At 72.6% G+C, this 13389-nt stretch carries 8 protein-coding genes; 2 read left to right on the top strand and 6 right to left on the bottom strand.

From position 1 onward, the window contains the following. Positions 1 to 9 precede the first annotated feature (9 nt). From ACFXJ5_RS31235 to ACFXJ5_RS31215, 5 genes are all read right to left on the bottom strand, one after another. The gene (locus ACFXJ5_RS31235; RefSeq protein WP_384638454.1) at positions 10 to 3594 is read right to left on the bottom strand and encodes a hydantoinase B/oxoprolinase family protein; all 3585 of its coding nucleotides are present in this window, start codon (positions 3592 to 3594) and stop codon (positions 10 to 12) included. A gap of 35 nt (positions 3595 to 3629) precedes the next feature. Beyond that, positions 3630 to 4493, bottom strand: coding sequence for an SGNH/GDSL hydrolase family protein (locus tag ACFXJ5_RS31230; RefSeq protein WP_384638451.1), 864 nt, complete (start codon positions 4491 to 4493; stop codon positions 3630 to 3632). Further along, complete coding sequence (locus ACFXJ5_RS31225) at positions 4490 to 5644, bottom strand: glycosyltransferase (protein ID WP_384638448.1); 1155 nt, start codon at positions 5642 to 5644, stop codon at positions 4490 to 4492. Before ACFXJ5_RS31225 ends, ACFXJ5_RS31230 begins: the two co-directional genes overlap by 4 nt. Next, complete coding sequence (locus ACFXJ5_RS31220; RefSeq protein ID WP_384638445.1) at positions 5641 to 6774, bottom strand: glycosyltransferase family 4 protein; 1134 nt, start codon at positions 6772 to 6774, stop codon at positions 5641 to 5643. Before ACFXJ5_RS31220 ends, ACFXJ5_RS31225 begins: the two co-directional genes overlap by 4 nt. 200 nt (positions 6775 to 6974) lie before the next feature. Then, positions 6975 to 8402 carry a HEAT repeat domain-containing protein gene (locus ACFXJ5_RS31215; RefSeq protein ID WP_384638442.1) on the bottom strand — a complete coding sequence of 476 codons (1428 nt, stop codon included), beginning with the start codon at positions 8400 to 8402 and terminating at the stop codon, positions 6975 to 6977. Positions 8403 to 8678: 276 nt separating this feature from the next. On the opposite strand from ACFXJ5_RS31215, the gene ACFXJ5_RS31210 reads away from it, so the two are divergent. Further along, complete coding sequence (locus ACFXJ5_RS31210; protein WP_384638439.1) at positions 8679 to 10124, top strand: PP2C family protein-serine/threonine phosphatase; 1446 nt, start codon at positions 8679 to 8681, stop codon at positions 10122 to 10124. An 80-nt stretch (positions 10125 to 10204) separates the two neighbouring features. On the opposite strand, the gene ACFXJ5_RS31205 is transcribed toward ACFXJ5_RS31210, so the two are convergent. Further along, on the bottom strand, positions 10205 to 11674 hold the full coding sequence (locus ACFXJ5_RS31205; protein ID WP_384638436.1) for a DNA-binding protein NsdB: 1470 nt from the start codon (positions 11672 to 11674) through the stop codon (positions 10205 to 10207). A gap of 425 nt (positions 11675 to 12099) precedes the next feature. Here ACFXJ5_RS31205 and ACFXJ5_RS31200 point away from each other — a divergent pair, with 425 nt between their 5' ends. Beyond that, positions 12100 to 13185, top strand: coding sequence for an aminoglycoside phosphotransferase family protein (locus ACFXJ5_RS31200; protein ID WP_384638433.1), 1086 nt, complete (start codon positions 12100 to 12102; stop codon positions 13183 to 13185). The last annotated feature ends 204 nt before the right edge of the window (positions 13186 to 13389 follow it).

The following is a 13389-nucleotide window of genomic DNA, read 5'->3' as shown; positions in this document are numbered from 1 at the left end:
GCCGAAAGCTTAGGGCGTGCCGTAACCGCCGCCGCCCGGGGTGGCGATGACCAGTACGTCACCGGGGGCGACCTCGGCCGAGTCGCAGCCGCCCAGCGAGGTCACCGAACCGTCGGCGCGGGCAATGGAGTTGACGCCCAGCGCGCCGGGGTCGCCGCCCGCCATGCCGTACGGGGGGACGCGGCGGTGGCTGGAGAGGAGGGCGACGGTCATGGGCTCGAGGAAGCGGAGCCGGCGGACGACGCCGTGACCGCCGCGGTGACGCCCGGGGCCGCCGCTGGGGTCGCGGATGGCGAAGCTGTCGACGCGGACGGGGTAGCGCCATTCGAGGACTTCGGGGTCGGTGAGGCGGGAGTTGGTCATGTGGGTCTGGACGGCGTCGGCGCCGTCGAAGTCCGCGCCGGCCCCGGATCCGCTCGCCACGGTCTCGTAGTACTGCACGCGTTCGTTGCCGAAGGTGACGTTGTTCATCGTGCCGGAGCCCTCCGCCTGGACGCCGAGGGCGGCGTAGAGCGCGCCGGTGACGGCCTGGGAGGTCTCGACATTGCCGGCGACCGTGGCGGCCGGGTACTCGGGGGCCAGCATGGATCCGGCCGGGATGCGGACTTCGACGGGCTTGAGGCAGCCGCTGTTGAGGGGGATGTCGTCGGCGACGAGGGTCCGGAAGACGTAGAGGACGGCGGCCATGACCACGGACTGGGGGGCGTTGAAGTTGCCGTCCTGCTGGGGGGAGGTGCCGGTGAAGTCCAGGACGGCGCTGCGCGCTTCGCGGTCGACGGTCACGGAGACATGGATGACGGCGCCGTTGTCGGTCTCGTACGCGTACGAGCCGTCCTCCAGGGTGGCGATGATGCGGCGGACGGACTCCTCGGCGTTGTCCTGGACGTGCCGCATGTAGGCGTGGACGACGTCGAGACCGAACTGCTCGGTGATGCGACGCAGTTCGCTGATGCCCTTTTCGTTGGCGGCGATCTGGGCGCGCAGGTCGGCGAGGTTGGAGTCGGGGTCGCGGGACGGGTAGGGGGCGCCGGTGAGGAGGGCGCGGGTCTCCTCCTCACGCATGTGGCCGTCGCGGACGAGGAGCCAGTTGTCGAAGAGGACGCCTTCTTCGTGGATCGTACGGCTGAAGGCGGGCATGGAGCCGGGGGTGAGGCCGCCGATCTCGGCGTGGTGGCCACGTGAGGCGACCAGGAAGAGCAACTCGTGGCCGCGCTCGTCGAACACCGGGCTGACCACCGTCACATCGGGCAGATGGGTGCCGCCGTGGTACGGGTCGTTGATGGCGTGGACGTCGCCCGGGCGCATCGTGTCCGCGTTGCGGCGCAGCACTTCCTTGATGGACTCGCCCATGGAGCCGAGGTGTACGGGGATGTGGGGGGCGTTGGCGATGAGGTTGCCGTCGGCGTCGAAGAGGGCGCAGGAGAAGTCCAGCCGCTCCTTGATGTTGACGGAGTGGGCGGTGTTCTCCAGGGTCACGCCCATCTGCTCGGCGACGGCCATGAAGAGGTTGTTGAAGACCTCCAGCAGGACCGGGTCGACGTCCGTGCCGACCGCGACCCGGCCCGGGCGGGGACGGACGCGAGTCAGCAGCAGGTGGCCCTGCTCGCCCGCGACGGCCTGCCAGCCGGGTTCGAGGACGGTGGTGGCGTCGGGCTCGGCGATGATGGCGGGCCCGGTGACGGTGTCGCCGGGGCGCAGGTCGTCGCGCAGGTAGAGCCCGGTGGACTGCGGGCGGCCCTCGGCGAACATCCGGACGTCGGCGACGGGCTTCAGGTCGCCCTCGCGCGGCGGCCGTTCGAGCTCGTGCCGGGCGGGCGGTCCGGCGGCGCCCACGGCCTCGACGGAGACGGCCTCGACGACGAGCGGCTTGTCCATGGTGAAGGCGTAGCGGCCGCGGTGGGCGCGCTCGAAGGTCTCCCGCATGTCGGCTGCACTGCCCAGGTCCACGGGCAGACTGGAGTCGGTGCCCGCGTAGCGGAGATGGACCCGGGCGACGGTGTGGACCGTGTCGTCGGGCACGCCGTCGTCGTGGAGCTGGCTGCGGGTCTGTTCGGCCAGGTCTTCGGCCACCTCGCGCACCGACGGCAAGGCGCCTTCGCCGAGTTCGGCCTCCACGGACCGCTCGCGCATCGCGGTGGCGTCGGCGAGCCCGATGCCGTACGCCGAGAGCACCCCGGCCAGCGGCGGGACGATGACGGTGCCGATGGACAGCGCGTCGGCGACGGCGCAGGCGTGCTGGCCGCCGGCGCCGCCGAAGCTGGTGAGGGCGTAGCGGGTGACGTCGTAACCGCGCTGTACGGAGATCTTCTTGACGGCGTTCGCCATGTTGAGGACGGCGATCTCCAGGAAGCCGGCCGCGACCTCCTCGGGGCCGCGGCTGTCGCCGGTGGCCGCGGCCAGTTCGGCGAACTTCTCGGCCACGACCGCCGCGTCGAGCCGTTGGTCGCCGCCGGGACCGAACACGGCCGGGAAATGGTCGGGTTGGACGCGGCCGAGCATGACGTTGGCGTCGGTGACGGTGAGCGGGCCGCCGCGCCGGTAGCAGGCGGGCCCGGGGTCGGCGCCGGCCGAGTCGGGGCCGACGCGGTAGCGCTGGCCGTCGAAGTGCAGGACGGAGCCGCCGCCGGCCGCGACGGTGTGGATGTTCATCATCGGGGCGCGCATCCGCACCCCCGCCACCTGCGTGCCGAAGACCCGCTCCAACTCGCCCGCATAGTGCGACACATCGGTGGAGGTGCCGCCCATGTCGAAGCCGATGACCCGGTCGTGGCCGGCCTGTTCGCTCGTACGGGCCATGCCGACCACTCCCCCGGCGGGCCCCGACAGCACGGCGTCCTTGCCCCGGAAGTGCATGGCCTCGCGCAGGCCGCCGTTGGACTGCATGAACATCAGCCGGACGCCGTCCAGCTCCTTGGCGACCTCGTCGACGTATCGGCGCAGGATGGGCGACAGGTAGGCGTCCACGACGGTGGTGTCGCCGCGCGGGATCAGCTTGATGAGCGGGCTGACCTCGTGCGAGCAGCTGATCTGGGTGAAGCCGAGGTCGCGGGCGGTTTCGGCGAGGGCCTGCTCATGCTCGGGGTGGCGGTAGCCGTGCATGAGGACGATGGCGGCGCTGGTGATGCCGGCGTCTCGGGCCTCGCGCAGCGCGGCGTCGGCGGCGTCGAGGTCGAGGGGGCGGACGATGCCGCCGTGGGCGTCGCGGCGCTCGGGGATCTCGGCGACCCGCTCGTACAGGGCCTCGGGGAGGACGATGCGGCGGTCGAAGAGGCGCGGCCGGTTCTGGTAGGCGATGCGCAGGGCGTCGCGGAAGCCTTCGGTGATCACCAGGACGGTGGGCTCGCCCTTGCGTTCCAGGAGGGCGTTGGTGGCGACCGTGGTGCCCATCTTGACGGCCGCGATGCAGTCGGCCGGGATGGGGTCGTCGGGGCCGAGCCCGAGCACCCGGCGGATCCCCGCGACGGGTGCGTCGCGGTAGCGCTCGGGGTCGTGGGACAGCAGTTTGCAGGTGACGAGGCGGCCGTCGGGCCGTCTGCCCACGATGTCGGTGAAGGTGCCGCCGCGGTCGACCCAGAACTCCCAGCGTCCGGTCATGGGCCCATTGTGGCAGCCGGGCCGCTCATCAGCGGTCAGGCTGCCTCCAGCGGTTCGTACGACGAAAGCTTGAGCGAGGCTATGGCCCGCACGGTCGCCCGGTGCGCGTTCAGCTCCAGGGCGGTGCCGGTGCCGGAGGCCTGGTGGCGGCACTCGGCGACGGCCAGTCCCAGCAGGTCGGGCAGCAGATCTGTACAGCGGTCCCACACCCATTTGGTGCCGCGTGTGGCCATCCAGTACGCGCTCGCCGCCCGGCCGGGACCGGGCCCGTCGGATACGACGGACGGCGGTGCACCGTGTGCCAGCCCGGCCGTCGCCAGCAGCGCGTGGAACTCCCTGGCCAGCAACCGGTGGCCCAGCTCGCTCGGATGCAGTCGGTCGGCGCTCCACGAGGCACGGTCGAAGACCCAGGGGTGGTGGGCGGTGTGCAGATGCACGGCTCCGTAGTGGTCGGACAGTGCGTGGACGACGTGGTTGACCGCCCGCATCCGCCGGCCCAGCGGCCGTGCCAGGGGCCAGGGCAGCCCCAGCATCCGGCCCGGGTCCGGCAGGCAGGCCGTCAGCAGTCCGGCGCCCTGTGCGCGCAGCGCGCCGAAGACGGAGTCGAGGTGCTGGGCGACCGCTTCGATGTCGAAGGAGCCGCGCAGGGTGTCGTTCGCCCCGACCACGACCGAGGCGAGGTGCGGACGGTGGTTCAGCGCCTCCGTGAGCTGCTCGCCCGCCACGTCGGCGGTGAGCGCACCGCTGCGCGAGCAGTTGAGCAACCGCGAGCGGTGTGGCTGCTCCGCGAGGGCCGGAGCCAGCAGCGCCGCCCAGCCCCGCCATTCGCCGCCCGGCAGCGGGTCGCCGAGGCCGGCGGTCAGCGAGTCGCCGAGCGCGACGAACCGCAGCTGCGTCATCTGGCGCTCCCCTGTGCCGTGACCCGCGGCAGCGCGTCGTGGGCGGTGAGGAAGGCGTTGACGGCGGCGGGCCAGCCGTAGCGCTCGGCCTGGGCGCGGGCGACGGCACGGCGGATCTGCTCGGGGCGGGCGAGGAGGTACTCGACGGCTTCGGCGAAGGCGGGGCCGTCGTCGGTGGCGGCGGTGCCGGCCGGGCCGATCAGGTCGGGCAGGGCGGACAGGGCACTGACGACGACCGGGGTGCCGCAGGCCATGGCCTCGATGGCGGCCAGGCCGAAGGTCTCGACCGGGCCGGGGGCCAGCACGACGTCGGCGGTGGCCTGGACCGCGGACAGCCGGTCGCGGTCCCCGACATGGCCGAGGAAGGTGACGGGCAGCCCGGTGGTCCGGGCCCGCTCCTCCAGCCGGGGCCGCAGCGGCCCCTCGCCGACCACGACCAGCGCCGCGTCCACACCCCGACGCCGCAGGTGCGCGAGCGCGTCCAGGGCCCGCCCGGGGCGCTTCTCCTGCGAGAGCCGTGAGCACATCGCCAGCAGGACCTGCGCCCCTCCGGCGTACCGGTCGCGCAGCGCGTCGTCGCGGTACACCGGGTGGCAGCGGTCGAGGTCGACGCCGAGCGGAGCGCGTACGAGATTGCGTGCTCCGATCCGCTCGAACTCGGCGGCCGCCCAGCCGGTGGTGCACACGATGCGCGAATAGGCGTAGGCACTGCGCCTGTTGATGCGGTCGGCGGCGTTCTGGGCGAGCCCGGTCGGCACGCCCCAGGTGCGCAACACACCGTCGACGCTCTCGTGGGAGACCATCACGGCCGGGACGCGCCGCCGCCGCGCCCACTGCCCCGTCCAGCGCAGCGTCGTCCGGTCGGAGACCTCGATGCGGTCCGGGTCCAACCCTTCGAGGAGCCGTTCGACGCGGGCACGGTTGGTGAGGACCCGGTAGCCGCCGGTGCCGGCCACGACCGGTCCCGGGAGGGTGATCACCCGGCCCTGGTCGGTGAGTTCGTCGGCGTACCGCTCCCCGGGGACGATCAGTACGGGGTCGTGGCCGGCGGTGAGGTATCCGGCGCCGAGGTGGCGGAGCGCGGTGCGTAGGCCGCCGGAGACGGGCGTGACGAAGTTGGCGAGCCGTACGATCCGCAGCGAGGCGTTCATGCGGCCACTGCCGTCCTGGCGCTGAGCACCTGGTCGTAGTGGCCCAGGAGCAGGTCCCCGACCGCGGCCCAGGTCCGGCCCTCGACGTCGGCCCGCCCGGCCTGCCCGAACTCCTGGCGCAGCCCGGGCGCCCCGGCCAGCAGCCGTACCGCGCCGGTGACGGCGTCCGCGTCCCCCGGCGGGACGAGCAGGCCGGTACGTCCGTGGTCCACCAGGTCCAGCGGGCCTCCGGCGGCGGGCGCGACGACCGGCAGACCGCTGGCCATCGCCTCCTGCACGGTCTGGCAGAAGGTTTCGAAGGGCCCCGTGTGCGCGAAGACGTCCAGCGACGCGAAGATCCGCGCCAGCTCGTCGCCGGTACGGCGGCCCAGGAAGACCGCCCCCGGCAGCGTCTCCCGCAGCCCGGGCGCGCTCGGCCCGTCCCCGACCACGACCACCCGCACCCCCGGCAGCGCGCTCACGCCGCTCAGCAGCTCGACGTGCTTCTCCGGGGCGAGCCGGCCGATGTAGCCGACCAGGATCTCGCCGTTCGGGGCGAGTTGTGCGCGCAGCGCGTCGTCGCGGTGCGCGGGGTGGAAGCGTACGGAGTCCACGCCACGCGGCCACAGGTGCACGCGGGGGATGCCGTGGGTCTCCAGGTCCCGCAGCGATGCGGAGGACGGTGCGAGGGTGCGGTCGGCGGCGGCGTGGACGGTGCGTATCCGGCGCCAGGCGGTGGACTCGCCGAGGCTGAGATACGTGCGGGCATAGCCGGCCAGGTCGGTCTGGTAGACCGCCACGGCCGGGATCCGCTGGCGCGTCGCGGCGGCCATGCCGCGCACCCCGAGCACGAAGGGGCTCGCCAGGTGGACGATGTCCGCCCGGTGCGCGGCGATCGCGGCAGCGGTGCGGCGGCTCGGCAGCGCGACCCGCACCTGCGGATAGCCCGGCAGCGGGAGGGACGGTACGCGGATGACAGGGCAGGGGTCGTGGTGGCCGGCCGGCGGGTCCTGCGGGCCCGCCGGTCCTGCCGGCGCGATCACGAGCGGGTCGTGGCCGCGGCGGACGAGGTGTTCGGCCGTACGCAGGGCGCAGTGGGCTACGCCGTTGACATCGGGCGGGAAGGATTCGGTGACGATGGCGACACGCATACCGACGTTGTCGGCTCCCCGTGCGTGATTCCGGCCACGTCGATCTTTCCGGCGGGGGAACGCGCCGCCAATCCTTCACTCCGCGCCTTTGGGTACGGCGCGAATTCAGCCCCTCGGGCGTTTGAGGACACTCCCCCAAAGGGGCGTTCCGGGGTCCAGGGGGCTGGCCCCCTGGTTTCGGGAAGGGGCGGGGTGGGAGGTCAGATGTCGGTGCGGAGGCGGCCGCGGACCGCGGTTTGGACGTCGGCTTCTTCCGCGGGGTCCGCGGCGAGGCGGCGGAGTTGGGCGAGGACGCGGATGTCGGCGGTGGCGGCGTGGTGGGCGGCGAGGCCGCGGGTGGTCTCTTCGCAGTCCCAGAGGCATTCGACGGCGAAGCCGGAGGGGAAGGAGGGGTCGGTGGCGGCGAGGGCCTGGACGGCGATGCCGCGGAGCTGGGAGGAGGAGGTCTCGCGGTAGATGTGGCGCAGGACGGGCGCGGCGCAGTCGATGGAGAGGCGGCCGGCGCCTTCGACCAGGGCGGCGAGGCCGTCCGCGTCGGCGCCGTCCTGCTGGACGAGCCGGCGGAGGGCACCGAGTACGCGCTGCGAGTCATGGGTGCCGCCACGGCAGGCGAGCACGCGGGCGGCGGCGGAGCCGAGGGCGTCCTCGCGGGAGGACCAGACGCGGGCGCGGGTGATGGCGGCGGTGCTGCGCATGCGTTCGAAGGATTCGAGGGCGGCGCGGGTCACGATGTCGGCCGGGCCGCCGGCGGCGGCTTCGATGAGGTCGAGGATGTCCGGGTCCTGGCGGTCGGCCAGGTGACGCAGGGCCGCGGCGCGGGCGGCGTCGGGGCCGCTGCGGGCGGCGGCCAGCAGTTCGGGGCGGTCCTCGGGGCCGGCGACGGCGGCGAGGCAGCGGGCGGCGGGGGCGTCGCGGAGCTGTGTGGGGTGGTCGTCGAGGCCCTGCTGGGCCCAGTCCAGTACGGCGCGCACACTCCACCCGGGGGTGGGCCCGGCGGGCCGCAACTGGCGCTGCCAGCGGTCGAAGGAGGTCTGTTCGGCGGCCTTGCGGACCCGTACGGCGACCTCGGGATCCGGGTGTTCCGACCAGAGCCGCCAGGGCCGGGGTTCGTACGCCTCGCGCACCGCGTCGGCGAGCTGTGCGTCGCCCTCGGGGGTGCGGGGGAAGCGGGCGAGGACGGCGGGGCCGAGCGCGCGCAGGTCCTCGTCGTCGTCGTGGACGGCGAGCTCGTCGAGCGCCCACTCCCAGCAGCCGCCCACGGCTGCGTACCGGCGCAGCAGGTGCAGCGCGTCACGGCGGCCGTAGCCGGCGAGGTGACCGAGGACGGACAGGGCGAGGCCGCAGCGGTGCTCGTCGTCGACGGCGACGCCGGGGAGGAGGCCGTCCGGGCAGAAGAGATGTTGTTCGATCCCGTCGAGCGGGCCCTCCAGCTCGGAGTAGAGCCGCGCGTAATAAAGGGAGCGGGACTCCACGCGCCAGTCGTGGCGTGGGTCGCGCAGGACGCAGCTCTCCAGCGCGGCGAGCGCTTCGGCTCGCTGCGCCGCGAGGGCGTGCAGGGTCCCGTCTCCGCGTCCTCGCTGGAGGAGGCCGAGAAGGGTCCCACTGGGCGCTATGTCGGGATCGAACATGAGGTCAGCATCCGGTGCCGGGGGTGGGGCTGGCAACGGGATTTCCCGCTGCCGGTTGCGAGGTATCTTCGCAGATCGGCCACGGCTCAAACTCTTCCGCGCTCAGCGGACCCGTCCATTCCACTGCCAGGCTCCCGGCATATGCCCGCGACACCACCGGATCAGGTATCGCCGAAACACTTACAGGGCGTCGCGCGCTGTGACACAGTCGTGACTGGCCCTTCCGTCCGGCACAGCCGCCCAGCGCCTGCATCGGAGATATGTTCGGAGAGCGTCATGCCGTCCCATCTGCATGAGGATCATTCCGCCGCCCAGCCGCCAGAGCCCGGCGCGGTGGATTCGCTCATCAGCCAGACCCGCCAGCTGCGCGGCAAGGTCGACGCCGTACGTCGCGATTCCGCGATGGACGACGAGGACCCCCAGCTGCGCTGGCAGCGCGCGCTGTGCGATCTCGCGGTGCACCAGCTCGACGACCTGGGCGCGCACCTCGGCCAGCTGCGGGACGGTCTGCCTCCGGAGGAATCAGACGGCGCGGCGTACGCGACCGGCGAGCCGCCGGCCGCCTCGGCCGTCCACGCCCTCGGCCGCGCCGGCAGCGCGGAGTGGGACTTACTGACGGACGCGGTCGACTGGTCCGGCGAGCTGTACCGCATCTTCGGGCGTGACCCGGCGGACGGCCCGCTGACCCTGGACGAGATGCCGTCCTGGCTGTTCGCGGAGGACCAGCAGATCCTGTCCGAGGCCGTGACCGGGTGCCTGGTGGACGGCAGGCCCATCGACTGCGAGTTCCGCATCGTACGTACGGACGGCTCGGTACGTACCGTGCACATGGTGGGCGAGCCGGTGCTCGACGCCACCGGCGGCACCGCCTCGATGTGGGCGGTGCTCCGGGACGTGAGTGAGCTGCGCCGCAGCCAGCGGACGCTGCGCGAGACCCGTGACTCGTTGCAGCGCCAGCGGCAGATCGCGCAGACCGAGCGCCGGTTGGCGGTTGAGCTGCAGGAGGCCGTGCTGCCGCCGTGGCGTGGCTCCCTGCGGTTCCCGCAGAGCGGCGGCCCGACCACCGTGGACCTCGCGGCGCACTACCTTCCCTCCGCCACCAGTGCGCTGATCGGCGGTGACTGGTACGACGCGCTCCCGCTGCCGGACGGCTCGACGCTGCTGACCGTCGGCGACCTGACCGGGCACGGGGTGAGCGCGACCTCAGGCATGGCGATGCTGCTGGGCGCACTGCGCGGCATGGCGGTGGCCGGGCTCGAACCGGGACCGCTGATGGGCTGGCTCAACCAGCTTCTGGACACCTCGGCCCAGCCGGCTCTGGGCAGCGCGCTGTGCTGCCGCTACGACCCGGCGGACCGGACCCTCGTCTGGGCACAGGCAGGGCACCCCGCCCCGCTGCTCTTCCGCAACGGGACGGGGCGCGTCCTGGATCCGCCCGAGGGCGTACTGCTCGGCGCGACCTCCGGCGCGCGCTACGCCCAGGTCACCGAGCAGCTCGCACCCGGTGACCTGCTGGTGCTCCACACCGACGGCCTGGTGCCGCGCCGCACCGCCTTCGGCTCGGCGACGGACGCCGGGGCGGCCGCACGGCGGCTGCTCGATCTGGGCCCGCGCTTCGCGGAGGCCCGTACCTCGCAGGACTGCGTACGGATCGTCGTCGAGGAGCTCGGCACGCCGGAGCGCGAGGACGACGCCTGCGTACTGGTCGCCAGGTTCGTGTGAGTCCGGGCCGGCTCGTTCGGCGTCGAGTCGGCTCGTGCCCGTACGGGTGTGGGGACTGGTTTGTTGACGCCGGCCGGGGGCTAGATGGACGTGTTCCGGCTCTTCGGGGCCCTCGGCAGCGCGGTCTGGATCTCGGCCCGTAGGTCCTGGATCCTGGTGTAGTCCGCGTACCGCCCGGTCAGCCGGTACATCTCCCGCAGCCGGTCCCAGGTGCGATGGGACGAGGTCTGCCCGATGGCCAGCAGTGCCAACCGCGCGTAGCTGTCGGCCTGTTCGGGATCGTCGGCGATGAAGCAGGCCGAGGCGAGCGAGATGTAGTCGAAGATCTGCGACCTGTTGTGGCCGGTGGACCGCAGCTCCAGTGCCTGCTTGGCGTGGTGCTGTGCGGCGTTGGCGGCCGTCGGATCGTGTTCGGCGAGGGTACGGAAGGCCAGGGCCTCCATGCCGTGCAGATCCGCCTCGTCGAAGTTCTGCATCCAGCTCGGCGGTGGCACATCGCCGTTGTCGGAGACGAACAGCTCCTCGGCCTCGCCCAGGGTGCGGCGCATCGCCTGTCCGCGCCCCATGGAGGCCTGCGCCCAGGCCTCGATGGTGTGGAGCATGGCGCGGGTGCGTGGCAGCGTCGCCTCGCCGGAGCCGGATTTCGCGAGCTTCATCAGGTCCAGCGCGTCGTCGGGCCGGCCGATGTGCACCATCTGGCGGGCGGCGCGGGACAGCGCCTCACCGGCGCGCGGCCGGTCGCCGCCCTCGCGGGCCGCGTGGGCGGCGATCACGAAGTACTTCTGGGCGGTGGGCTCCAGGCCCACGTCGTGGGACATCCACCCGGCGAGGACGGCCAGGTTGGCGGCCACCCCCCACAACCTGCGCTTGAGGTGCGCCGGGTGGTGGTAGGAGAGCATGCCTCCCACCTCGTTGAGCTGTCCCACGACCGCCTTGCGCTGCAGCCCGCCGCCGCGGGCCGCGTCCCAGGCGCGGAAGACTTCGACCGAGCGCTCGAGCGCCTCGATCTCCTCGGAGCCCACGGGCGCCGCTTCGTATCGGTCGGACGAGATGATCTCGCCGGCGAAGGGGTCGCCGAACGAGGGGTTGTCGGCAGCGAGCGCCGGGTCGGCGCGCAGCCAGTCGTGCATGGCGCCGCTGATCGCGGAGCCGGCGGCGAGCGCGGCACCCGCGCCCACCAGACCGCGTCGGTTGAGCATGAGGTCCATTCCCGTGAATTCGGTGAGGACCGCGGCTGTCCGTTCCGGTGCCCAGGGCAGGTCGTCAACGGCCTGCTTCTTTCCCGTACGCCGATGCCGGCCGAACCCGAGATCCTCGATGGTTACGACACGGCCGAGACGCTCGGTGAACAAGGCTGCCAGCACACTCGGGACGGGTTCGCGCGGTGATTCACCGGTCTCGATCCAGCGGCGCACGCGCGACGTGTCGGTCGCCAGCTGCGGGTGGCCGCTTGCGGCCGCCTGCCGGTTGACCAGTCGTGCGAGTTCGCCTTTGGACCAGCCCGTAAGGGCGAAAAGGTCCGCAAGTCGTGTGTTGGATTCCTTGGCCACGTCAAGCCCCCAGGTTCCTCGGCACACATGACAGTAATGGCCGGTCCAGTGCCTCGCGAGCATTCGCCAGGGTTCGCCAGGGTGCGCCACATGGTCTGCCACCCGCGCGCGGTGGTCAGGTGAGATTGCGCCACCCCGGCCGGCAGCAGCCGGTCCCGGATGGTCACGTACGAACACTTCAGAACATTCTTCGGTCACCGTTGAACATCTGATGCTGGTGGTGCGTACTTGTCCGGGAAGGGCGTACGGCGCGTGGACGACCGGACCACCGGCCCGGAACCCGCATTCCCCAGGGTGCGGGACCGGACGCCGACACCGGATTCGGTCCCGTCCACGCGCCGGCCCCGGCCACCTGTCCGCCGTCCCTGCAATCAGCACGACACCCTCAGAGCTCGCAGGCACACGAAGGGATCTGTCTCCCCCTCATGTATTCAGCATCGTCCTCCGTGTCCGCTCCGCCCCGGCCGTCCCACGTCTCCGGGACCGACGCCGGACTGCGCCCCCGTCTCATCCCGGCCGCCAGGCGGCCCATGCCCGCGGGCACCTCCCATCCGCTCAGCGGGAGACTCGACTTGACCGGCCCACAGGGCGCGCAGCTGCGCACGGCCATCGCCTCGGTGCAGCGGATCTGCCCGGAGTTCACCCCTGTTCAGATGCTGCGGCGAAGCAGCCGGTCGGTCCTGCTGGTCGGCACGTCCGGGCGAAGCCCCGCCGTGGCCAAGGTCCTGCTGGACCATTCGCCCGCGTGGGTCGAGCGCTTCCAGCACGAAATAGCGGCATACCGCGCGTTCGTACGACACCGCCCACCGGCCCGGGTGCCACGGCTGATCGCCGCCGACCCCGAGAGCTGCACGCTGGTCCTGGAGCGGATGCCCGGAAGGGTCGCGGCTCAGCGGCGGCACCCGACCGAGGCCCCGGCCCGCGGAGACGTACGGGCGGTGCTGTCCGCCTTCTCCCGGGTCAATCTGTGGCGGCCGCCGTCGGGCGTGTTCGAAGCGCCGATCGACTATCCGGCCCGTATCTCCCGCTATCACGAGCTGGGGCTGCTCACTGACCGTGACATGGGCGACCTGCAGAAGCTGCTGCACGGACTCGCCCACGTACAGGGGCAGTTCAACCACGGCGACGCCCTGCTGTCGAACGTGCTGCTCTCCCCCGCGGGCCCGGTCCTGGTGGACTGGGAGCACGCCGGCTGGTACCTGCCCGGGTACGACCTCGCGACGCTGTGGTCGATCCTGGGCGACGACCCGGCCACCCGCCGCCAGATCAGCCAGTCCGCCCAGGCCGCGGGCCCGGCGGCCCGGGACTCCTTCCTGGTCAACCTGATGCTCGTGCTCACGCGTGAGATCCGTACGTACGAGACCGCGGTGCAGCGCACCATGCGCGGCACGGTCCCGGCGGCGGCGAACGCGGCCGAGATCGGCGAGGAGCAGCGGCTGCTGCTGCGCCGGCTGCACGACGACTGCGGTCTCGCCCGGCGGGCTGTTCGGGCGGCCGTCGGCACGCGTTGACGGGGTCTGGACCGCGCCGCCCGTGGTCCAGACAACTGACGCGCCGCAGGCCACAGCGCCCGTACCGGGGTGGTTCCCGGTACGGGCGCTGACGTGCGTAAACACACACGCCGAGGGGTAGTTGACGGATCGCTGACAAGCAGATACCTCTGTGGTTCTCACCACCACAGGAGGCTCACAAGTGCGAGGCTCGCCCAGATCCGC

Source organism: Streptomyces sp. NPDC059373 (genome assembly GCF_042751495.1).
In the GTDB taxonomy this organism is placed as follows: Bacteria; Actinomycetota; Actinomycetes; order Streptomycetales; family Streptomycetaceae; genus Actinacidiphila.
The sequence above is the reverse complement of the archived record's forward strand: the minus strand, read 5'-3'. Positions and strand labels throughout refer to the sequence as shown.